The sequence below is a fragment of the Salinimonas chungwhensis DSM 16280 genome (assembly GCF_000378185.1).
Classification (GTDB): domain Bacteria; phylum Pseudomonadota; class Gammaproteobacteria; order Enterobacterales; family Alteromonadaceae; genus Alteromonas; species Alteromonas chungwhensis.
The window spans coordinates 579,412-600,951 of record NZ_KB899376.1 but is presented as its reverse complement, the minus strand read 5'-3'; the positions used below and the strand labels follow the sequence as shown (position 1 = coordinate 600,951).

Genomic DNA, 21,540 nt, shown 5'->3' with positions numbered 1-21,540 from the left:
ATGCAGTTGTCGTTGCCGGTATCGCTTCCTGCTGATGAAACCTTTGACAGTTTTGTAAGTGCGAACAACCGGCAGTTAGTCACGCTGCTTAGAGAAATAGGCAACCAGGCGCCTTACTGGCAGCGTATTCCCTCATTAACTGCGTTAGCTGCGCAGCCGCTGCCTCTGATAAACCTTTTCGGTGGCTCCGGGCAGGGTAAGAGTCACTTGCTGTATGCGACAGCCCATATGCTTAGTGCCCGGCAGGTTTCGCATATCTATCTGAATCTTCAACAGCACGCAGCTTTTAAGCCTTGCATATTGGATGGACTCGAGGCGCTGCATGTTATTGCGTTAGATAATATTCACGCTATTAGCAAAGCGCCGGCCTGGGAAGAGGCGTTGTTTGATTTAATTAATCGGGTTACGGAAAACCGTCAGACAGTTTTGTTGTTCAGTGCCCGTCAGCCTCCGCGGCGCATCCCGTTTAATTTACCGGATTTGCAATCAAGGTTACAGTGGGGTACCAGCTTTGCGGTTCATCAGCTTAACGACAATCAGCGCAAGCAGGCGTTGATTCTCAGATCGCGTCAAAAAGGCCTGCAGTTCTCCGATGCAGCAATTGCTTTTTTATTACATCACTACGATCGTAATCTCACAAACCTTATGCAAATGCTGGAGCGTTTAGATACTCGCTCTTTACAGGAACAAAGACGAATCTCGGTTGCCCTGATAAAACGCGAACTAAGTCGCAGCTAATGGTGGATCGCGGGCAACGGTAAATGGCGTTCGAAGACTGGCGACCGGGTTACACGTAACATTTTTTTCGGTTTCAATGCAGCATTTGGTGAATTTATTCCTATTGAAAGTGTGTCAAACCAGTTTTCGCCGGCAGGTAACATCAACGGCGAAGGCATAGCTGCCTGCGCCTGGCCTGCATTAATGTTCGGCAGAACGCTACTTACGACAAATGCTGCTCTGGGTTGTAGGTTTTGCTCATTGATGCGGTTGCGTTGCCCCCATGTAAGCAGCAGATTTTCTGCTGTTCCTGCCTGACCGCTGAAAATACCCACATCTGCATCAACGTTTAACCGATGTTGCATCATAAACCGTTCAAACAAGGTCGCGAAATCTTCCCGGGGCGTGTAGTAGGCGTACATTGATACTGCATCGTCCTGCTCAAACTCAGTAGCCACATCCTCAGCGGTATAATTTCTTTGTACCAGCGTGCTTTGTGCGCCACCATAGCTTACTCTGGCCAGTCCCAGTAAAATCTCAGAGTTCAGTGGATACTGTTCTGCCAGCGTGTCTGATATCTTGCTGTGGGTGTTAGCGTACCGCAAGGGTGAATCTGACAGCGCAAGTGTTGACCACACCGACAAGGGGAACACATCATTTGCGTGAGCCAGCTCATGGTAAAGTAGCCAGGTCAGTGCTGCTTCACGCTGCTTAGGCGTTCGAGATCTTCGCTCCGAACGGGGCAGACCGGGCTGTGGGTAATAATAGTCGCCTGCTTTGACGTAGCGCCAACTGGTTTGATATGACAGGTCGTCATCAAATTCAGTGCGATAATCTGGCTGCGTGTTGACGGTATCGCGTTGCTCCGGGGTAAGCCAAACGTTATCAGCATCAAGATAAATAGCGCCGGTAGCACTCCAGTAAAATGAAGGCCTTATATCATAGCTTATGACTATTGCGGTGGTGGCCCGTAATAACTTCAACATGTCCGGACCTGCTTCTGAATGTGTCAAAAATGCTTTAAATGCATCACCCATCCACTCGTGAGAGACTAACGTTCTGTCCATGACATCCGCGATGGTCGGGGCAGTGGTTTGCTGACCCAGCAAGGGTAGCCTGTTGAACAAACAGGACTGGCTTAGCGTCGGGGTATATATGCACGCCTGCAAAGCGTCCGACCATGGGCTTTGTGGTCGGTATGCTCGCATCTGCGTAGTTGGATAGATGCCGCTTGAAGGAAAATAACCATCATCAGCAATAGCGGTGTCGTTTACCACCACCCATACGTTGTCGGTAAGCGTGGTGGTATCTTCTAACGTAACATGGACAGTAAACGCCAACAGCGTGTCATTCTCCACTGACGGCGCCTGAAAAAAAACATCACTGGAAAGCGTAGCGCCTCTACGGGTGGTTAATTCAACGTCTGGACCCTGAGTTTGCTGCCATTCAATTTTCTGTGGCTTAAGCCCTTGATCAAGGTCAGTGCGTAGAGACACATTACCCAGCTCTACTGCCTGGTGGGTTAGTCGCGCGTTAACTGCTGATGCAGCGGTATTTGCAATCTCTAACGTGCCGCTGGCAGAAAGTGTCTCACCATTGCTGGTAGTGGCTGTAACACGATAAGAAATGGTGCCTGGTGCGTGCGCATCAAAACCTACTGCCTGAGTATGAGGCGCCAGTGGTTTGATATTGTCTGAAAATGTCCAGTTGACGTCACGAAGCCTACTGCGATCACTGGCTAAAACCACCAAACCTATGCTGTCACCGGCAGCGACGTGGGTATCGCCCACTACCTCAAGGACTATTGCTGATTGATCTGTCGCGCCGTTATCTGTCGAAGGCGGGGGCGCAGAACCGCTTTCGTCCTGGCCGCCGCAGGCACCTAAAAGGATAACCGGAGTAATTAATAGCGCTCGCAAAAGAATACTCATAGCCTTATTGCTTAAATCGTGATTTTTCTTGTTCCATTACCTGTTTAAGTTTAGGCAGGGATAACCCTAACTCTTTGCCGCGATGTCGGGCAAACAGGCTGCAGCCTACAAACATTGATGTGCTGAGCACAAGTTCAGTGATGGCAAACCAGCGCTCATGAGGAACGGCGTAGGCAACCGTTATCCCATGAATGATGTAGAACAAAGTAATGAAATTTGCCCAGGCGTGGGTATACGGCTTTGCTTTAAATATTCCTCGCATAGGCAACAGTAAGGGCACAATATAAAGCAGGAAAATGAACAGGAGAGAGTAAGGCTGGGGCTCGCGAAGTGTGGAGTGCCACAGCGCAACCCATAGCAACAACAGCAGATAACTGACCAGCGCCAGCCGCCGATAGCGCAACGTTTCGGGTTTCATCATTGGTTGTCTTCCAGTTTTAGCGTAATCCTGGCCAGTCGGAGTCCCTGAGCAATCGCCAGGGTTTTCTCATGGTCGCTCAACCCGCTGGACTGATGACCGCTGACGTGACTGGCGCCATAAGGGGTGCCGCCGGTGGTGGTGTCATGCAGAGCCGACTCGCTGTATGGCAGTCCGCAGTAAATCATACCCTGATGAAGTAGCGGAATTGCCATAGTCAGCAGGGTAGTTTCCTGACCCCCGTGCATGCTGGCACTAGAGGTGAAAACTGAAAAGGGCTTATCAATCAGCTGGCCTTTGAGCCATTCATCACTGGTGCTGTCTAAAAAATGTTTTAAAGGCGCTGCCATGTTACCAAAGCGAGTGGGGCTGCCTAGTGCCAGTGCTGCGCACTCATGAAGATCTTTTTTTGCAACAAACGGCGGCCCATCCTCAGGCACATGCTGAATCTCGGCAGACTGGTAATCCCGTAAGGGTGGCACAGTGCGAATTCGAGCCTGACAATGCCCTTTTTCGATACCCTTGGCAATATGACGAGCCAGTGCTTCTGTGCTTCCGTGACGGCTGTAGTAAAGTACCAGGATTTCAGTCATGATAATAATTCCAAAACCGATTCTGGAGGTCGTCCGAGCCTGGCATCGTTATCGGTAATGACCATCGGGCGCTCCATAAGTTTAGGATACTCAGCCATCGCACTAAGCCCTTGCTCTACGGTAACCTGGCCTTTTGTCAAACCGGCTGACCGAAATTCTGCTTCTTTCGGGCGCATCATCTGTTCTATATTATCAATGGGTAGTTTTTTAAACACATCAGACAATTCAGACGCGCTTAGCGGCGTTTTAAGATACTCGATAATCTGCGGTTCAATGCCGTTATCACGAAGAAGCTGTAGTGTCTGGCGGCTTTTTGAGCACCGCGGATTGTGCAATATCCGAATAATGGGCATTAGCGGGTCCATATAGTTGTCAGTTTGCTAGCCTGGCACCAGGTTTAAACTGTGGCCTGGCATTTATTAAACAAAGTGTTGAGATTAAGTATATGACTATGCAGGGCGACAAGAAAAACATCAAGCCGATAACCAGGTATAAAAACCTACTGTTCTTTACAGCAGGTTTATTGGCTCTGGTGGGTGGAGTATTGATCGGCCAGGATCAGCAAGGTGATGCGCCAGACTTCACTACTACCGCCGGTACGCAATATAACTGGCATGATTTAAAAGGCCAGTGGATTGTGCTTAACTATTTTGCGCCCTGGTGTGCACCTTGCCTGCGCGAAATGCCTGAGCTGAATCAATTTTCACAGTCACTGCCTGATAATACCCGGCTGTTTGTTATCAACTACGACCGTACCGGTGTAAACCAGGCTAATGCACTCAAAGAAAAATATAATATTAAGCCTGAAATGATTATCTCAGATAGCGTATCACTGCTACCTGTAAAAACACCACCAGCCTTGCCAGCTACCTACATTATCGGCCCGCAAGGTACCCTTGCCAAAACTATTATGGGCGAAATTACCGAACAAGAACTGAATGAGATTCTCAGCGATCTACAATCATAGCCGTTTTATACGTTCTTCATCTTCACGCAGTTGTCTTATTCTGGCCCGAATTTTCTGTTTCTCAAGATGGCTTTCGCCGGTGTAGTTATAGGCAAATTGCAATTCATCAATGGCCCGCTGATAAGCCCCGTTTAGTGCAAAAACTTCCGCTTTACTCTGATGCATGTCTTTGCGGTCCTGCGCGCGCTTGTAGGCTTCAGTCAGAAGCTGATAGGCAACTTCATAGTCTTCATTAACCAGAATGAAATCTTTAAGAATTAAAATAGCACGCTTGTACTGACCAGCTTCAATCAGCGCGTTTGCCTGATTGAGTGCTAACACCTGATTACGGGGAGTGCGTTCCAGATGAGGCTGGAGGCGTTCGATTGCCTCATCGAATTTTTCCTCAGCTAATGAAATATCTGTGGCCGCATCCAGGTAAAACAGGTTCTCCCCATGCTCAGCGAGCAATGACTCAATAATGGGCCGTGCCTTTTGTGGCTTATTATTACGCAAATACGCCAGTGCCAGGCCGTACCGTCCGGCTTCAGCCATAGGATAATCGTTCTTCTCAACCGCCGCCTCAAAATATTCCAGACTGAATTTTTCGTCCAGCGTGTAGCGAGCCATCACACGCGCCCGAGCCAGGTGAAATGCGAGCCGTTTAGGTATTCGGACCTGTTCATAATTTGCAGCCCGAGCTCTGGCATCGGCAATACGCGATTCGGTAAGAGGGTGGGAAAGCAATCGTGCCGGTGGCATAGAAACAAGCCGATATTGTTCATTTAACGTGGAGAAAAAACCGGCGGCACCGTTAGGATCAAAGCCAGCTCTGGCAAGCATTGTGATGCCGATGCGGTCGGCCTCTTCCTCGTTAGAGCGGGTATAGTCAATCTGCATTTGCGCAGAGGCTGCCTGCGAACTGGCCAGTGCGGCCATTCCGGCTTCCGGGCTGGCTAATGCCAGAAGCAACCCGCCTACCATTGAAGCCAGCGCAAGTGGTGCAGAGCGTTGCTGCGCCTGCATTTTTCTGGCCAGATGCCGCTGTGTGACGTGGGCGACTTCGTGGGCAAGCACAGAAGCGAGTTCGCTTTCTGACTTTGCATTATGGATAAGGCCAGTATGTACACCAATATGCCCACCAAAAAAGGCAAAGGCATTAATAGCACTGTTATTAACCCAGAAAAAGCGGAACGGGAACTTCGCACTGTCTGCATGAATAACCAGACGATTACCAAGGTCCTGAAGATACTCATCCAGAACCGGGTCCATGACGAGGGGAGCCTGGCCGCGGATCTGGCGCATCATTACATCGCCCAGAATTTCTTCTTTGTCCAGAGAGAGCGCATTGGAGGCTACTACGCCAATTTCCGGCAACGCATTTTTATTCTTGTAGCTGATATCCTGTGCCACTGCAGACAGACTCAGGGCCCCAAATAGCAGGCCTGTCCGGATGATATTTTTCACTAATGCTCTCATTACGCCCTTACATAGAGTACCGACCAGTGATTAATGTCTTAGAGCCGATCGGTCTGGATAGAGTTTCATTTTTCTTGGACTTTTCGGTATTTTGCCGTACCGGTTTACGATTTACTACTATAACCGGTAACACAAAGGTATTAAATCGTGGCAAACCGTTGCTTGTCCTGAATTTATCGCCGCCCCGGAATTTGGCAGTTGCTCTCGTTTGAGCCTTCACCTATGATGCCTGCTTTAACCGATTATACGTGAGATTGTTACATGAGTTTGATTAGCGTCTTCGGACGTTGGTACCGCCGTAAGTTCTCCGATCCTGACGCAGCTATGCTGCTCATTCTCATTATCCTGACCACCGCGGCACTGCTGTTGTGGGGCGGGCTAATCATGCCGGTGCTGGTGGCAGCGGTTATCGCCTATTTGCTCGACTGGCCAGTCAGCAGGATGGTCCGTATTGGCTTGAGTCGCACCATATCCAGCGTGTTTGTTTTATTAGGTTTTTTGATGGTCAGTGTACTGTTGCTCATTGGTCTGATGCCGGTAATATCCCGGCAAAGTATTAATTTGATCCAGGAAACTCCCCTTATCTGGCAAAAAGCACAGGATTGGGTGTTAACCTTACCGGAAAAGTACCCTGATTACGTTCAGGTTTACCAGATTCATCAAATGATGGAAGGGCTCAACGATAAGTTAGTGGAAGTCGGCGAGCAGCTTATTTCAGCTTCGGTCAGTTCCCTGGGTGACGTTGCAGCATTGTTGGTTTATCTCGTCTTAGTACCTTTAATGGTTTTTTTCATGCTCAAAGATAAGATGTTTTTTATCAATAGTATTTCATCGGTGCTGCCCAAAGAACGACGTCTGATTACGCAGGTCGGGCAGGAAATGAACACCCAGATAGCAAACTACATTCGTGGCAAAGTTATTGAGATTGTTATAGTCGGTGCCGTGTCATGTATCACATTTGTGGTGATGGATCTGCGTTATGCCATTCTACTGGGCGTGCTGGTGGGTCTGTCGGTACTAATACCCTATATCGGCGCTGCCGTGGTTACCATTCCGGTGGGGGTAGTGGCGATGTTTCAGTGGGGGATAACGCCGGAGTTTTGGTATCTGATGATTGCATACAGTATTATTCAGGCTCTGGATGGTAACTTATTGGTACCCTTGCTGTTTTCCGAAGCGGTAAGCCTGCATCCGTTGTACATTATTGTTGCGGTACTTTTCTTTGGCGGTCTGTGGGGGTTCTGGGGCGTCTTTTTTGCCATCCCGCTCGCCACGCTGGTTAAGGCTCTGATAACCGCCTGGAGCAGCAATCCACCCGCCCAACAGCATCCCGCCTAAATATAATGCCGGCAACATCAGGTGCCGGGATATATATTGATTGCGACTACCGATGTGCGCGCTGCTTAAGATTATTGAGGATATCAGTGTGACCATCCGTCATCATCACAGCCCGTTACTCGATAGTATTGAAAAGCACGGCTAAATTCTGAGGGGCCAAAAAAAGACGCTTCCAAGTGGTTGGAAGCGCCACACTTTTTATTTATTCAGATAGTCCAGCACCACATTGTGATGCTCTTTGGTTTTAAACTTATCAAACACATGTTCAATGGTACCGTTTTCATCAACCATAAAGCTGGTCCGATGGATACCATCATACTCTTTACCCATGAATTTTTTTGGCCCCCAAACACCAAACTGTGTTGCAACCTCATGGTCTTCGTCAGAGAGCAACGTAAAATTCAGATTTTCTTTTTCAACAAATTTGGGTAAGCGTTTTACCGGGTCAGGGCTTATTCCCAGCACAACAACATTATGTTCATCCAGTGATGATTTTGAATCTCGCAGGCATTGCGCCTGTGTTGTGCAGCCTGGGGTCATAGCTTTAGGGTAAAAATAAACGAGCACTTTTTTACCCTGTAAGGAGGCCAGCGAAACTGCCTCACCATTTTGATCCTGCAATGTAAATTGGGGGGCTTTTTCACCAGCCTGTAGCATTGTCATATGACTCCTTATTGGATTTATCAACCACTTTGCCTGTTAACGATAAAGAATCAAATAAGGCCATTACATCAGATTGCAAGCGTTCAAAATCGACATCAGTGGATGCATTGACCACAAATTTACAACGCATGATCTGCTGGCCAGTGGTTTCATCAACGCTCACACGCTGCCTGAAAGCACTGATTGACAACTGTCTCTGGGCAAAAAAACCAGTAACATTTTTTATCTGACCTTCAGCGTCAGTTCCGGTAAATTCAACATCAAATAAATGCTCAAGATTCTGCTTTTCGTGGTGACTGGTGCGTTTCATCATGGATAGCAAATCGAGGCGCTGACACAAAGGGGGGAGCAGACACTCTGTTTTTGTAATAGCGGTATGATCGCCTTCCAGAATCATAGTCAGGGAGAACTCCTTCCCGTAAATGGCCTGGCGGCTATCCAGAATATTACAGCGGGTCTCACTTACCAGCGAGGAAATCTCACTTAAAATGCCGCTACGGTCGGTACCCAGAATGGTGACAATAAGTTGCTGCTTCATAGATGGTATGCATTATTTTCTATGGGATGATGTTAGCACAGAGGTTTTTTATCTGACCAGTACTACTGCTCAGATAAATAGTCTAAATAAACCCTTTGCCGCGCTTGTTTTTAGCAGGGTGAATATTTAACATGTGCGCTCACCAAAAGCGGAGACACTATGTTTAAAGGCAGTTATGTTGCACTAATTACGCCGATGCATGATAACGGCAAGGTTGACTACCCGGCACTGGAACGTCTAATCGAATTTCATATCGATCAGGGTACCCATGGTATTGTTGCGGTCGGTACAACCGGAGAATCGCCCACGCTGCCTTTTGACGAACACGTCGAAGTAGTCCGCCAGACCGTTAAAATGGTGGATAAAAAGATACCTGTAATGGCCGGCGCTGGTGCTAACTCAACCGCAGAGGCCATCTTTCTGAGCGAGCAAATGGCCCAGGTTGGCGTAGACGGTTTTCTTAGTGTGGTACCGTATTACAATAAACCCAAACAAGCAGGCATGGTAGCTCACTTTACAGCTATTGCCGATGCCACCGACGTGCCGGTTGTGTTGTACAATGTGCCTGGCAGGACGGTTGCTGATATGCAGGCCGGGACGGTGGCAGAATTATCCCGGCATAAAAATATCGTTGGGATTAAAGATGCCACTGGTGATATTGACCGACTGAAACAAATGCAGGCATTGACGGATGAAAACTTTGTTTTTCTAAGTGGTGATGACGCCACCAGTTGTGAGTTTTTGTGTCAGGGTGGTCACGGCGTGATTTCTGTTACCGCCAACATCGTACCTAAAGCCATCGCAGACATGTGTCAGGCTGCTTTGGACGGTGACCATCTGCGTTGTCGCGAAATCGATAAGCCTATTAATGAGCTTCACACGGCGTTGTTTGTTGAGCCTAACCCGGTGCTTCCCAAATGGGCATTATATAAAATGGGACTTATCGAGAGTCCTAATTTACGTTTGCCGATGGTTTTACCGGAACTTGCTAACCAAAAACATATCGAACAACTATTAAAACAACACGCCCTGTTAAAAGGTTAAAAAGGAATATCAATGAATAGATCCCTGGCTTTGGTAAGTGGTCTTGTTGTGCTGTCTCTTACCGGATGTTCAAGCCAACTGGAAAAAACAACTGCAACGGGTAGTTATAAATATTTAAAAGCTGAACAAAAAGAAAAACTAAAAGTACCGGAAAGTCTGGAAACACCCGATTTCTCCAGTGAATATGAGCTGCCCGAGCTTAGCGATGATGCTAATAAAGGTTTGGTTGGTCGTGATTTACGCATCATTTCACCTGCGTTGGTACATCCACTGGTAACCGGTTCACATATTCAGGAAGGGACAGAGGGCGCTGTGGTTACCTTTGACCAAGTGGATGATCGTCAACCTCTTCGTGAAGCTATCTGGGATGCTGTAAAAAGCTTTCTTGAAAAACAGGAAGTGGGGATCAGCCAGTTCAATGACGCCGAAAATGTGCTGGTTACAGACTGGTTTGTATTGACCGAGGAAGTAGAAGACGAAGACAGCCCCTGGTACGCGTGGTCATCAGATATTGATGCAGAAAGAAAACGTCGTTTTAAATTTCTGCTGGATGTGAAGCCCCACGGTCGTACCGCGTCTTTGCGAACTGAGCTGGTAGAGTTTCAGGAGCAACGCGGTAGCAACACCGTGGAAAATATTAGTGAATTTGCCCGTCATCGTGAAGAAGTTGAGATACTTAACGAAGTGATCTCTCATTACGAATATCAGATCCAGCTGGACAACACCCGCCGCATAGCTGAAATTCGTCAGGGGTTAGAGACTGAGATGGGTTTCAATAACAGTGGTGAGCCTGCGATTCTGGTCAAAGGCAAGTATGACGTTGTGTGGCCCCGCATGCTTCTGGTTCTTCGTAAACTGGGCTTTGATGTGAAAGATTTAGACAAATCCACCGGATTATTATTTGTCACATTTAATGGTAATGATGAGGGCTGGTGGAGTAACTTATTCGCCGGTGATAATGATCTTCTGGACGAAGCCGATTACAGACTGCTTATCGCACCGAAAGGTAACGATACGGTGGTGACCTTTATGGACAATGAAAGCCAGCCTTTTGATGCCAGGCAAGTGACTGATATATTTGACCCGTTCTCCGAGGTTATGACCCAAGATAATCTGGACATTTAAGATTGAGACACAAGATGGAAAAGCGCGAAGAACTTTATCGTGGTAAAGCTAAGACCGTATTTTTAACTGATGATGCAGATAAGCTCATTCTTCATTTCAGAAACGATACATCGGCCTTTGATGGCGAGAAAATCGAGCAACTCGATCGCAAGGGTGAGGTAAACAATAAGTTTAATCATTTTATAATGAGTAAGCTTGAGGAAGCGGGCATTGACACGCAGGTTGAATCCTTACTCTCTGACAATGATTCGCTGGTTAAAAAGCTTGATATGATACCGGTTGAATGTGTAGTGCGAAACGTAGCAGCAGGTTCATTGGTCAAGCGACTGGGTGTGGAAGAAGGGACTGTTCTCAATCCACCGGTGTTTGAGTTTTTTCTTAAAAATGATGCCTTGCATGACCCAATGATCAATGATTACCATATCATGTCATTTGGCTGGGCAACAGAAGGGCAGGTTGAGCAAATGAAGGCGCTGACCTTCAAGGTCAATGAAGTATTAAGCGGGTTGTTTGATGAAGGTGGCATGATGCTGGTGGATTACAAACTTGAATTCGGCGTCGATAGCCAGGGCCGAATTGTATTGGGTGATGAGTTTACGCCTGACGGTTGTCGCTTATGGGACAAGGCGACCCGCAATAAAATGGATAAAGATCGTTTTCGTCAGGGGCTTGGCTCAGTGGTAGAAACTTACATTGAAGTCGCAAAACGATTAGGGCTTGAGCTTTAGTTCGTTGTAATAAATTACAGGGGAACAAAAGTTCCCCTTTTTTAGTGGAAGCAAATACCTGTGGTGATCTCTGCTAGTTTCCGCGTGAGTGCATTTACCACCATTGCAATGCTGGCCTTTGCTGCTAACTCACTGTTGTGCCGTATGGCACTGACAACAACCTCCATCTCACCGGCAACTTTCACCTCAGTACGCTTAGCCAGCGGTGCGGTATTCCTGTTTTTTCTCACCAGGTTTTTTTCCCGTTCGGGCAGTCTCCAGGGTAGCTGGAGTGGTGCTTTATTACTATTTACTTATGCTGCGGGCTTTTCTTTTGCTTATATTGGCATGAATACCGGTACAGGTGCATTACTGCTGTTTGGGGCTGTTCAGCTAACTATGCTGACTTACGGCCTGTTGCGCGGGGAGCGTTTTTTACTTCTGCAGTGGGCGGGATTCGTATTAGCATTAAGCGGTTTACTCATTCTGTTACTGCCCGGGGCGAAAGCGCCAGCGGTGTTACCGGCTTTTTTAATGATTATAGCAGGCGTTGCCTGGGGCCTTTATTCACTAAAAGGTAAATCCGCCAGACAACCATTGTTAATGACGTCCGGTAACTTTGTTCGGGCCTTGCCGTTTCTGATTTTTCTCTTACCCTTTGATATGACGGATTTCGACTCTTTTGCTGGTGTGCTTTATGCAGTTAGTTCCGGGGCGCTCGCCTCAGGAGCCGGCTATGCAGTTTGGTATAAAGTACTACCGCAACTTAGTGCATCTATGGCTGCCACATTGCAGCTTAGTGTGCCTGTCATTGCAATGCTTCTGGGATGGGCAGTGCTTAGTGAGGCGATCACACTAAAGATGATCATTGCGGCAGTCGCAACATTAGGCGGGGTAGGATTGGTTATCCATTATCGCGCCCGATAAACTCAGCGGGCCAAATTTATTATCGGGGAATATCGATCTTAAGCGGTGAACGGGGAATACAGCAGCACGGAAGAATTTCATCATCATCGATAAAGGCTAACGGATCGGTGGTGTAAGTAACACTTCCACATAGCAGTTTAGTCCGACATGCACCACAAAAACCTTCTCTGCAGTGATAGTGAACGTCTATATTTTGCCGTTCAATGGACTCAAGCAATGTTTTATCTGTAGACGCTGTGACAGATCCCACATCGACGATGTCGATGTGGAACGTCTCATCAGGTACCGACATGTACAAACAAATTATAGTTCAAAGTCTGCAAAATCGTCTTCGCTAACACTTGAGTCAATTTGTCCGACCAGATATGAGCTGATTTCTGCCTCCTGCGGAGCTACCTGAACATTGTCCGAGTTAAGATAATTATTCATCCAGGGCAGGGGGTTGCTTTTTACATCGAAGGGCGTGTCCAGACCAATCGCTGACATACGTTGGTTGGCGATATACTCTACATATTCACACAAGATTTGCTTATTAAGCCCGATCATTGAGCCATCTTTAAACAGATAATCCGCCCATTCTTTTTCCTGCTCCACCGCACACATGAAAATTTCCCGTGCTTCTTCCTTACATTCTTCAGCAATTTCAGCCATTTCCGGGTCATCTTTACCCTTGGCCCAGAGGTTAAGAATGTGCTGCGTTGATGTGAGGTGCAGGTTTTCATCGCGTGCAATCAGTCTAATTATCTTTGAATTGCCTTCCATCAGCTTGCGTTCTGCAAATGCAAAGGTGCAGGCAAACGACACATAAAACCGTATAGCTTCTAGTGCGTTAACTGAGTTCATACACAAATACAGTTTCTTTTTCAGCTCACGCTGACTAATAACATGTGTTTCGCCGTTAACGGTATGGGTACCTTCTCCCTGCGTCTGCCAGAGCTGAGTGGCAAATATCAGATCATCATAGTAACGAGATATATCCGATGCCCGGCGCTTAATTTCCTCATTGGCAACAATATCATCAAAGATATCACTGGGGTCAGAGAAGAGATTACGCAGAATATGGGTATAGGAGCGGGAATGAATAGTCTCGAAAAATGACCAGGTTTCGACCCATGTTTCCAGTTCAGGTAGAGAAATAATAGGCAGAAACGCAATGTTGGGGCTGCGGCCCTGCACTGAGTCCAGCAATGTTTGATATTTCAGGTTAGAAATAAAGATATGTTTTTCTGGATCAGTAAGCTTTTGAAAATCCACACGGTCACGAGTAACGTCGACTTCTTCAGGGCGCCAGAAAAAGCTGATTTGTTTCTCGATGAGCTTTTCAAAGATAGAGTGTCTTTGTTGATCGTAACGCGCCACATTCACTGGCATACCGAAAAACATTGGTTCGGCAAGAGTGTTAACGCTTTGCTGATTAAAAGTGGTGTATTTCATAAGTCCCGGTTACCTGATTCTGTATTAAAAGCGTTGGGAAAATGCAAAGGCGCGCTATATTTTGCACGCGCCGCCTGCACAATCATCGTCTTCAGCCATTACGGCTTCCTGGGCCTGAGGCTTTTGCTGTTGGGCTTTGGCATCTATAGAGCTGGCATCGGACGCACCATCACGGGTGTTGTGATAATAAAGCGTCTTCACTCCGAGCTTATAGGCAGTAAGCAAATCTTTCAGCAACAGCTTCATTGGTACCTTGCCACTTTCGTATTTACCTGGATCATAGTTGGTATTGGCAGAGATAGTCTGATCGATGAACTTTTGCATGATACCGACCAGCTGCAGATAACCATCGTTGGTCGGAATATCCCACAACAATTCATATTTTTCTTTAAGGGTTTCGTACTCCGGCACCACCTGCTTCAGTATTCCATCCTTACTGGATTTAATGCTGATATGCCCCCGTGGCGGCTCAATACCATTGGTAGCATTGGAAATTTGTGACGAGGTTTCCGACGGCATCAACGCAGAAAGGGTGGAGTTACGCAAACCGTGGGTTTTAATATCTTCACGAAGCGAATCCCAGTCCATGTGCATGGGTTCGTTACAGACCGCATCAAGATCCTTTTTGTATGAATCAATGGGCATAATGCCCTGAGCATAGGTGGTTTCGTTAAACTTCGGACATGCGCCTTTTTCTTTTGCCAGGGTATTTGACGCTCTAAGCAGATGATACTGCATGGCTTCAAAGGTGCGATGAACCAAACCATTGGCACTGTGATCTGAATACTTAACACCATTTTTGGCCAGGAAGTAGGCAAAGTTAATTACCCCCACACCCAGTGTTCGGCGGTTCATGGTGGCGTTGTAAGCTGCCGGAACAGGATAATCCTGATAATCGAGCAGGCTATCCAGTGCGCGCACCGCTAAATCGGCAAGCTCACCAAATTCGTCCACAGACTCGATAGCGCCCAGGTTAAATGCAGACAGAGTACAAAGAGCAATCTCACCATTTTCATCATTAACATGCTGCAAGGGTTTGGTTGGAAGGGCAATTTCCAGACACAGATTACTCTGGCGAACCGGGGCCACTTTGGGATCAAACGGGCTGTGGGTATTACAGTGGTCAACATTCTGCAAATAAATGCGGCCAGTGGAAGCACGTTCCTGCATGAACAGGCTGAAAAGTTCCATGGCTTTTATTTGTTTTTTACGAATTGATTCATCGTTTTCATATTTAACGTAAAGCGCTTCGAACTTATCCTGGTCAGCAAAAAACGCATCATAAAGGCCAGGGACATCAGAAGGGCTGAACAGCGTGATATAACCATCTTTCATCATGCGCTGATACATTAACTTATTAAACTGTACCCCATAATCAAGGTGTCTGACCCGGTTTTCTTCCACACCACGATTGTTCTTAAGTACCAGTAATGATTCTACTTCCATATGCCACAACGGGTAGAACAGGGTCGCTGCGCCACCGCGAACGCCGCCTTGCGAACAGCTTTTTACAGCAGTCTGGAAATATTTATAGAAAGGAATACACCCGGTGTGGAAAGCTTCGCCGCCACGAATTGGGCTACCCAAAGCACGGATGCGCCCGGCATTAACGCCAATCCCGGCACGCTGACTGACATACTTGACGATAGCAGATGCAGTGGCATTGATTGAATCCAGGCTATCGCCGGTTTCTATCAATACACAGGAGCTAAACTGACGGGTAGGGGTGCGCACACCAGACATAATAGGAGTAGGCAGTGAAAGTTTGAAGGTTGATGTCGCATTATAAAAACGGCGAACATAGTCCAGCCTGGTAGCTTTTGGGTAATCAGCGAAAAGACAAGCTGCGACCAGTATATAAAGAAACTGAGCGCTTTCGTAGATATCACCATTAACGCGATTTTGAACCAGATATTTACCTTCCAGCTGTTTAACCGCGGCGTAACTGAAGTTCATGTCCCGCCAATGATCAATAAAGCTATCCATCTCAGCGAATTCTTCAGGGGTGTAATCTTCAAGCAAATGCGTATCGTACTTGCCTGCATCCACCATTTTTGCAACGTGATCATACAAGGCTGGCGGCTCAAATTGTCCATATGCCTTCTTACGCAGATGGAAAATTGCGAGTCTTGCCGCAAGATACTGATAATCCGGCGCTTCAGTAGAAATTAAATCGGCTGCCGATTTAATCAGCGTCTCATGAATTTCACTGGTCTTAATACCATTATAAAATTGGATGTGCGCCTTGATCTCAACCTGAGAGACAGAAACATTGTTTAATCCTTCAGCTGCCCAGGTGATAACTTTGTGAATCTTTTCCAAGTCAATGGGCTCTTTTTCACCGTGGCGTTTGGTGACAAGTAAATCGTTATTCATTAGTACTGGCCGTTTGTTGTCTGTTAGCACTTTGTGCGTGGGCAAAGCCCGTGAGTTTGAGTTTTTAATTGTTCACGCAGATGCTTTAAAGGTATTGCCACCTTAAGAGCACATTCACATCCTTAGTCTCTGCAAACATTGTCGGTTATCGGGACAGATGATCCCGGACGAGACTTGGCAGAGCCAGGATTGAGATTAAGCACAAGATAGTGAGGTTTAAGGTCTATTGCAACCCAATATCTGGTGCTTAAACCAGCGATCAAAACACTAACATTTAGATGTTAGTGATAACTAACCTAGCAAGATGACACAAGCGTCATTTATCCAGAATGCAAGCTGTTTTCATCGAAAAAACTGTTAAGCAAATTTATTATTCTTTTTTTGTTTTAGTTTATAATTTGTGGACATATAGTGCCTTTCAAAAACACAAAGCACAATATCTTGTGTTTTATCCTAAGGTGGTATGAATCATATAATTGACATCTATGTTCTTATTTGACAGGTAAAATCGCTGGGTCAGCGGGTTCATATGTAATCCGGTGGCGTGGGAGGTTGTCAACCCTGCCTGATCGGTCATTGACATCAGCTCAGAAGGGCGGATAAAGCGACTGTACTGATGCGTACCTTTTGGTACCAGATTCAAAATATACTCTGCACCTACAATGCCCATTAAATACGATTTGGGATTTCTGTTCAGCGTAGAAAAAAACACATGCCCGTCTGGCTTGACCAGGTTTGCACATGCCTGAACAATTGAAGCTGGGTCCGGGACATGTTCAAGCATTTCCATACAGGTCACAACATCAAATTTGCCGGCATGCTCGGTGGCATAGTGTTCAGCCGTTACACAGTGATAATCTACGTGAATGCCAGACTCAAGTCCATGCAGTCTGGCCACTTCCAGCGAGGCTTCCGCCATATCAATGCCGGTAACCTGTGCGCCCATCCTGGCCATAGATTCTGCCAGAATGCCGCCACCGCAACCGATATCTAACACGTGTTTATCAAACAGGCCATGCGCATGACCGGCAATAAAATCAAGCCGTAGCGGATTAATCATATGCAGCGGTTTAAATTCGCCTTCTGTGTCCCACCAACGTGAGGCAAGCTCACCAAATTTAGAAATTTCCTGTTCATCCACGTTCGACATCGGTAAGTCCTTCTCGGCAATGAGGGGCTATAACATAGCGCAAAATCACATTAATGTGCATTGTTTCGTGCCACTGGCTGGCGTGTATGGACGAAAAATCACCGCTTAACATCCTGCTTGAGTTTTGGGATGATTAACCGCTACATTATTTGTCCGGGCGGTGGTACACTCAGGGATTGTTCTATCGCCTCAATAATAAGAATGTGCGCGTTCAGCCTTCTGCTGAATCTGGGGCATATTTAAATCGCGCACAGCAAACCTAAGTTAAGGGAAAAAGCAGTTTATGACTGATAACGCTAAAGAAATTCTCCCCGTCAATATAGAAGAGGAGCTTAAGACTTCTTATCTCGACTATGCGATGAGCGTTATTGTAGGCCGTGCACTTCCGGATGTGCGAGACGGCCTGAAGCCTGTTCACCGTCGCGTATTATTTGCGATGAACGAGCTGAAAAACGATTTCAACAAGCCATATAAAAAGTCAGCCCGCGTGGTCGGCGATGTTATTGGTAAGTATCACCCGCATGGTGACTCCGCCGTTTACGACACCATTGTTCGGATGGCGCAGTCTTTTTCACTGCGGTACATGCTGGTAGACGGTCAGGGTAACTTCGGTTCGGTCGATGGAGACTCTGCAGCGGCCATGCGTTATACCGAAGTTCGCATGGCGAAAATTGCCCATGAACTGCTCGCCGATCTGGACAAGGAAACCGTCGATTTTGTGCCGAACTACGATGGCACTGAATTTATACCTGAAGTGCTACCTACTAAAGTGCCGAACCTGCTGGTGAACGGTTCTTCCGGGATAGCTGTTGGTATGGCGACTAATATCCCACCGCATAATCTCAATGAAGTTATCAATGGTTGCATAGCATTAATTGAAGATCCTGACATCTCCATTGATGATTTAATGCAGCATATCCCGGGTCCAGATTTCCCCACGGCTGCCCAGATAAGTGGTCGCAAGGGTATCGAAGAGGCTTATCGTACCGGCCGGGGTAAAATATATCTGCGAGCTAAAGCGGATATAGAGACGGAAGATAACGGCAAAGAGACGATTGTCGTTAACGAAATTCCTTATCAGGTGAATAAAGCCCGGCTTATCGAAAAGATAGCTGAACTGGTAAAAGAGAAGCGGATTGAAGGCATTTCTGCTCTGCGCGATGAGTCTGATAAAGACGGAATGCGCATTGTAATCGAAGTCAAGCGTAATGAATCAGCCGAAGTATTGCTGAACCATCTGTATGCTAATACCCAGTTGCAAACGGTATTCGGCATCAATATGGTAGCGCTGGATAACAACCAGCCGAAAGTATTCAATCTTAAAGAAGTGCTGGAATGCTTTATTCTGCATCGTCGGGAAGTCGTTACCCGCCGTACTGTCTTTGAACTGCGAAAAGCCCGTGACCGCGCGCACATTTTGGAAGGTCTGGCTATTGCGTTAGCCAACATCGATCCGATTATCGAGCTCATTAAAGCATCCCCCAGTCCGGCGGAGGCCAAACAGGCCCTAGTCGCGCAGGGCTGGCGACTTGGTGATGTGTCGGAAATGCTTGATCGCGCAGGTGATGATGCTGCCCGCCCTGATTGGTTGGCACCCGAATTTGGCATTCGTGATGATAAATACTTCCTAACCGAACAACAGGCGCAGGCTATTCTGGATTTGCGACTGCACAAGCTTACCGGTCTGGAACACGAAAAGATTTTAGGTGAGTATAAAGAGCTGCTGGATCAAATTGCCGAGTTGCTTTATATCCTGCGCTCACCAGAGCGTCTGATGGAAGTCATTCGTGAAGAGCTTGAAAAGGTGCGTGACGAATTCGGTGATGCCCGTCGTACTGAAATTACCGCTGCCAGCCATGATATCGATATAGAAGATCTTATCGAACGAGAAGAAGTGGTGGTTACCTTATCCCGCGAAGGCTATGTGAAATATCAGAAGCTGTCAGATTACGAATCACAGCGTCGCGGGGGCAAAGGTAAATCAGCCACGAAGATGAAAGATGAAGATATCATCGAGCGATTACTGGTTGCCAATACCCACGACCACATATTGTGTTTCTCAACGCGTGGACGGTTATACTGGTTAAAAGTGTATCAGCTGCCGTTTGCCAGCCGTAATGCCCGGGGCCGCCCAATAGTTAACATATTACCGTTGGAAGCAGACGAGCGTATCACTGCAATTTTGCCAATTAAGGAATTTGAAGAGGGCAAATTTGTGCTGATGGCTACGGCTAACGGCACGGTGAAAAAGACAGATCTGAGTCTTTATTCACGCCCTCGCTCAAGCGGTATTATTGCAGTTAACCTCAATGAGGGTGACGAGCTGATTGGCGTTGCTATCACTCATGGTGACGATGACATTATGCTGTTCAGTGATGAAGGTAAGGTCGTAAGGTTTAATGAGAAACTACGTGACTCAGAAACGGGCGACGTGAAACGTGATCCAGAAACAGGTGAAGAACTTCTGGCGCTGCGTCCGATGGGCCGAACTGCGACTGGAGTTCGTGGGATCAGACTTCAGGAAGGCCAGCGTGTGGTGTCGCTTATTGTTCCGCGTGGTGAGGGAGCCATCCTAACTGCCACTGAAAATGGGTTTGGCAAGCGAACGCCATTAGCTGACTACCCGGCAAAAAGCAGGGCAACCCAGGGCGTTGTTTCAATCAAGGTATCTGAACGCAACGGTAAAGTTGTCGGCGCCGTGCAGGTTGATGATTCGGACGAAATCATGCTAATCAGCAATCAGGGTACGTTGGTAAGAACCCGGGTTGAGGAAGTCTCGGTTGTGAGCAGAAACACTCAGGGGGTACGTCTGATCCGTACAGCAGAAAGTGAATCTGTTGTCGGCTTGCAACGGATTGAAGAAGTCGAAGATAAAATAGTACTGGATGAAAACGGTGAGGTTGTGGCAGTGGAAACCGCCGAAGACGCGCCTTTGTCAAACAGTGATGAGAAGCCATCGACAGAAGAGTAACCTCATGCACTGCTGGTACGGAGTGCATGAATCATTCTTTTAATTAACAAGCGGCTTCGTGCCGCTTGTTTTGTTTACAGGTATTAATAATCAATGAATCGGGTGTTTAATTTTAGTGCCGGTCCGGCCATGCTACCACCGTCAGTTATGCAACGTGCTCAGCAAGAGTTTACCAACTGGCGCAACGGCGGCGCGTCAGTGATGGAAATCAGTCACCGCGGTGCTGACTTTGTCGAAATGGCGCAAAAATCAGAGCAGGATTTGCGTGATCTCATGGACATCCCTGATGATTATAAGGTGCTGTTCATGCAGGGGGGAGGTCGTGGTCAGTTTGCGGCAGTACCCCTGAATATCTCTGCTGCGACGGACACATCTTTGCACATGGTAACCGGTTCATGGTCGAAAGGGGCGGTGAGCGAGGCTGACAAATTTAACCATGCCGAGATCCTCAGTGAAATTTCTCAGCGCGATGGCAAGGCCTTTGTAGAAAAACCTGACGCCTCCGCCATTCCCCAGGACGCCGCATATTTACATTTTTGCCCTAATGAAACGGTTGATGGCGTGGCGTTTGACTGGTTGCCGGATGCCGGTAAGGTGCCGTTGGTGGCGGACATGTCCTCATGCATTTTATCGCAACCTCTGGAAGTAAGCCGTTACGGTATTATTTACGCAGGCGCACAGAAAAATATAGGGCCTTCAGGGCTTGCTGTGGTTATTGTTCACGAATCGTTGCTGGGCAGACCGCAAAGCGTCACACCATCATTTATGGATTACACCCAGACAGCCGACAACAATTCTATGTACAACACCCCCCCTACCTTTTCCTGGTATCTGGCGGGGCTTGTGTTTGAGTGGCTCAAAGAGGAGGGGGGGATAACCGCCATAGCCCGCCGTAACGACCATAAGGCGAACATGTTGTACGACGCCATCGACAGTACAGACTTTTATCGCTCTCAGGTGCATCCGGATTGCCGTTCTAAAATGAACGTTCCCTTTCAATTAGCAAACCCTGACCTTGATAAAACATTCCTCAGACTGGCCGATGAAGCTGGCCTGAAAGCACTTAAAGGCCATCGGTTTGTTGGTGGTATGCGCGCTAGTATCTACAATGCTATGCCAGTAGAGGGCGTTCAGGCGCTGGTTGATTTTATGACTGACTTCGAACGACAGTATGGGTGAAATG

20 protein-coding genes are annotated in these 21,540 nt (G+C 47.3%); 9 read left to right on the top strand and 11 right to left on the bottom strand.

Annotated elements, in window-relative coordinates; translation table 11 throughout:
* Complete coding sequence (gene hda / locus F458_RS0102800; protein WP_018981853.1) at positions 1–738, top strand: DnaA regulatory inactivator Hda; 738 nt, start codon at positions 1–3, stop codon at positions 736–738.
* Here hda and F458_RS18930 read toward each other — a convergent pair.
* Genes F458_RS18930 through arsC form a run of 4 tightly spaced genes read right to left on the bottom strand, consistent with a single transcriptional unit; the run spans position 735 to position 4,012 of the window.
* A complete protein-coding gene (locus F458_RS18930; protein ID WP_018981852.1) occupies positions 735–2,648 on the bottom strand; it encodes a hypothetical protein in 1,914 nt (637 codons plus the stop codon). The genes hda and F458_RS18930 overlap by 4 nt on opposite strands.
* Before the next feature lie 4 nt (positions 2,649–2,652).
* Positions 2,653–3,066, bottom strand: coding sequence for a DUF2069 domain-containing protein (locus tag F458_RS0102790; protein WP_026294445.1), 414 nt, complete (start codon positions 3,064–3,066; stop codon positions 2,653–2,655).
* Positions 3,066–3,659, bottom strand: coding sequence for an NAD(P)H:quinone oxidoreductase (wrbA, locus tag F458_RS0102785; protein ID WP_018981850.1), 594 nt, complete (start codon positions 3,657–3,659; stop codon positions 3,066–3,068). The genes F458_RS0102790 and wrbA overlap by 1 nt, the downstream gene beginning before the upstream one ends.
* Positions 3,656–4,012, bottom strand: a complete 357-nt coding sequence (gene arsC / locus F458_RS0102780) for an arsenate reductase (glutaredoxin) (protein WP_026294444.1) — start codon at positions 4,010–4,012, stop codon at positions 3,656–3,658. The genes wrbA and arsC overlap by 4 nt, the downstream gene beginning before the upstream one ends.
* A gap of 92 nt (positions 4,013–4,104) precedes the next feature.
* Here arsC and F458_RS18925 point away from each other — a divergent pair, with 92 nt between their 5' ends.
* On the top strand, positions 4,105–4,626 hold the full coding sequence (locus F458_RS18925; protein WP_018981848.1) for a TlpA family protein disulfide reductase: 522 nt from the start codon (positions 4,105–4,107) through the stop codon (positions 4,624–4,626).
* On the opposite strand, the gene bepA is transcribed toward F458_RS18925, so the two are convergent.
* On the bottom strand, positions 4,621–6,084 hold the full coding sequence (bepA, locus tag F458_RS0102770; RefSeq protein ID WP_018981847.1) for a beta-barrel assembly-enhancing protease: 1,464 nt from the start codon (positions 6,082–6,084) through the stop codon (positions 4,621–4,623). The genes F458_RS18925 and bepA overlap by 6 nt on opposite strands.
* A 267-nt stretch (positions 6,085–6,351) precedes the next feature.
* Here bepA and F458_RS0102765 point away from each other — a divergent pair, with 267 nt between their 5' ends.
* The gene (locus F458_RS0102765; RefSeq protein WP_026294443.1) at positions 6,352–7,422 is read left to right on the top strand and encodes an AI-2E family transporter; all 1,071 of its coding nucleotides are present in this window, start codon (positions 6,352–6,354) and stop codon (positions 7,420–7,422) included.
* A gap of 198 nt (positions 7,423–7,620) precedes the next feature.
* Here the strand turns inward: F458_RS0102765 and bcp are convergent, their stop codons facing one another.
* Both bcp and F458_RS0102750 read right to left on the bottom strand, forming a co-directional pair.
* Positions 7,621–8,085: a thioredoxin-dependent thiol peroxidase gene (bcp, locus tag F458_RS0102755; protein ID WP_026294442.1), complete on the bottom strand. Its 465-nt coding sequence runs from the start codon at positions 8,083–8,085 to the stop codon at positions 7,621–7,623.
* Positions 8,063–8,623: a glycine cleavage system protein R gene (locus tag F458_RS0102750; protein WP_018981843.1), complete on the bottom strand. Its 561-nt coding sequence runs from the start codon at positions 8,621–8,623 to the stop codon at positions 8,063–8,065. The genes bcp and F458_RS0102750 overlap by 23 nt, the downstream gene beginning before the upstream one ends.
* Positions 8,624–8,782: 159 nt before the next feature.
* Here F458_RS0102750 and dapA point away from each other — a divergent pair, with 159 nt between their 5' ends.
* Genes dapA through F458_RS0102730 form a run of 4 tightly spaced genes read left to right on the top strand, consistent with a single transcriptional unit; the run spans position 8,783 to position 12,426 of the window.
* Positions 8,783–9,667, top strand: a complete 885-nt coding sequence (dapA, locus tag F458_RS0102745; RefSeq protein WP_018981842.1) for a 4-hydroxy-tetrahydrodipicolinate synthase — start codon at positions 8,783–8,785, stop codon at positions 9,665–9,667.
* A 12-nt stretch (positions 9,668–9,679) separates the two neighbouring features.
* Positions 9,680–10,792, top strand: coding sequence for an outer membrane protein assembly factor BamC (gene bamC, locus F458_RS0102740; RefSeq protein ID WP_018981841.1), 1,113 nt, complete (start codon positions 9,680–9,682; stop codon positions 10,790–10,792).
* Positions 10,793–10,806: 14 nt separating this feature from the next.
* A complete protein-coding gene (gene purC / locus F458_RS0102735) occupies positions 10,807–11,520 on the top strand; it encodes a phosphoribosylaminoimidazolesuccinocarboxamide synthase (protein WP_018981840.1) in 714 nt (237 codons plus the stop codon).
* 60 nt (positions 11,521–11,580) lie between these two features.
* Complete coding sequence (locus tag F458_RS0102730) at positions 11,581–12,426, top strand: DMT family transporter (RefSeq protein WP_018981839.1); 846 nt, start codon at positions 11,581–11,583, stop codon at positions 12,424–12,426.
* Between the two features lie 19 nt (positions 12,427–12,445).
* On the opposite strand, the gene yfaE is transcribed toward F458_RS0102730, so the two are convergent.
* The 4 genes from yfaE to ubiG all read right to left on the bottom strand — a co-directional run bounded on the left by yfaE (position 12,446) and on the right by ubiG (position 17,386).
* The gene (gene yfaE / locus F458_RS20365) at positions 12,446–12,718 is read right to left on the bottom strand and encodes a class I ribonucleotide reductase maintenance protein YfaE (RefSeq protein ID WP_083928564.1); all 273 of its coding nucleotides are present in this window, start codon (positions 12,716–12,718) and stop codon (positions 12,446–12,448) included.
* Between the two features lie 11 nt (positions 12,719–12,729).
* Positions 12,730–13,860, bottom strand: a complete 1,131-nt coding sequence (nrdB, locus tag F458_RS0102725; protein ID WP_018981838.1) for a class Ia ribonucleoside-diphosphate reductase subunit beta — start codon at positions 13,858–13,860, stop codon at positions 12,730–12,732.
* A gap of 54 nt (positions 13,861–13,914) precedes the next feature.
* Positions 13,915–16,236: a class 1a ribonucleoside-diphosphate reductase subunit alpha gene (gene nrdA, locus F458_RS0102720; RefSeq protein ID WP_018981837.1), complete on the bottom strand. Its 2,322-nt coding sequence runs from the start codon at positions 16,234–16,236 to the stop codon at positions 13,915–13,917.
* Between the two features lie 448 nt (positions 16,237–16,684).
* A complete protein-coding gene (gene ubiG, locus F458_RS0102715) occupies positions 16,685–17,386 on the bottom strand; it encodes a bifunctional 2-polyprenyl-6-hydroxyphenol methylase/3-demethylubiquinol 3-O-methyltransferase UbiG (RefSeq protein ID WP_018981836.1) in 702 nt (233 codons plus the stop codon).
* A 283-nt stretch (positions 17,387–17,669) separates the two neighbouring features.
* Between ubiG and gyrA the strand changes: the two genes are divergently transcribed.
* Positions 17,670–20,357, top strand: coding sequence for a DNA topoisomerase (ATP-hydrolyzing) subunit A (gene gyrA / locus F458_RS0102710; RefSeq protein ID WP_018981835.1), 2,688 nt, complete (start codon positions 17,670–17,672; stop codon positions 20,355–20,357).
* Positions 20,358–20,450: 93 nt separating this feature from the next.
* On the top strand, positions 20,451–21,536 hold the full coding sequence (gene serC / locus F458_RS0102705) for a 3-phosphoserine/phosphohydroxythreonine transaminase (RefSeq protein WP_018981834.1): 1,086 nt from the start codon (positions 20,451–20,453) through the stop codon (positions 21,534–21,536).
* The last annotated feature ends 4 nt before the right edge of the window (positions 21,537–21,540 follow it).

Excerpts from the sequence above, each read along its gene's own strand:
- hda (WP_018981853.1), top strand. The coding sequence starts at position 1 with ATGCAGTTGTCGTTGCCGGTATCGCTTCCTGCTGATGAAACCTTTGAC.
- F458_RS18930 (WP_018981852.1), bottom strand. The coding sequence starts at position 2,648 with ATGAGTATTCTTTTGCGAGCGCTATTAATTACTCCGGTTATCCTTTTA.
- F458_RS0102790 (WP_026294445.1), bottom strand. The coding sequence starts at position 3,066 with ATGAAACCCGAAACGTTGCGCTATCGGCGGCTGGCGCTGGTCAGTTAT.
- wrbA (WP_018981850.1), bottom strand. The coding sequence starts at position 3,659 with ATGACTGAAATCCTGGTACTTTACTACAGCCGTCACGGAAGCACAGAA.
- arsC (WP_026294444.1), bottom strand. The coding sequence starts at position 4,012 with ATGCCCATTATTCGGATATTGCACAATCCGCGGTGCTCAAAAAGCCGC.
- F458_RS18925 (WP_018981848.1), top strand. The coding sequence starts at position 4,105 with ATGACTATGCAGGGCGACAAGAAAAACATCAAGCCGATAACCAGGTAT.
- bepA (WP_018981847.1), bottom strand. The coding sequence starts at position 6,084 with ATGAGAGCATTAGTGAAAAATATCATCCGGACAGGCCTGCTATTTGGG.
- bcp (WP_026294442.1), bottom strand. The coding sequence starts at position 8,085 with ATGACAATGCTACAGGCTGGTGAAAAAGCCCCCCAATTTACATTGCAG.
- F458_RS0102750 (WP_018981843.1), bottom strand. The coding sequence starts at position 8,623 with ATGAAGCAGCAACTTATTGTCACCATTCTGGGTACCGACCGTAGCGGC.
- dapA (WP_018981842.1), top strand. The coding sequence starts at position 8,783 with ATGTTTAAAGGCAGTTATGTTGCACTAATTACGCCGATGCATGATAAC.
- bamC (WP_018981841.1), top strand. The coding sequence starts at position 9,680 with ATGAATAGATCCCTGGCTTTGGTAAGTGGTCTTGTTGTGCTGTCTCTT.
- purC (WP_018981840.1), top strand. The coding sequence starts at position 10,807 with ATGGAAAAGCGCGAAGAACTTTATCGTGGTAAAGCTAAGACCGTATTT.
- yfaE (WP_083928564.1), bottom strand. The coding sequence starts at position 12,718 with ATGTCGGTACCTGATGAGACGTTCCACATCGACATCGTCGATGTGGGA.
- nrdB (WP_018981838.1), bottom strand. The coding sequence starts at position 13,860 with ATGAAATACACCACTTTTAATCAGCAAAGCGTTAACACTCTTGCCGAA.
- nrdA (WP_018981837.1), bottom strand. The coding sequence starts at position 16,236 with ATGAATAACGATTTACTTGTCACCAAACGCCACGGTGAAAAAGAGCCC.
- ubiG (WP_018981836.1), bottom strand. The coding sequence starts at position 17,386 with ATGTCGAACGTGGATGAACAGGAAATTTCTAAATTTGGTGAGCTTGCC.
- gyrA (WP_018981835.1), top strand. The coding sequence starts at position 17,670 with ATGACTGATAACGCTAAAGAAATTCTCCCCGTCAATATAGAAGAGGAG.
- serC (WP_018981834.1), top strand. The coding sequence starts at position 20,451 with ATGAATCGGGTGTTTAATTTTAGTGCCGGTCCGGCCATGCTACCACCG.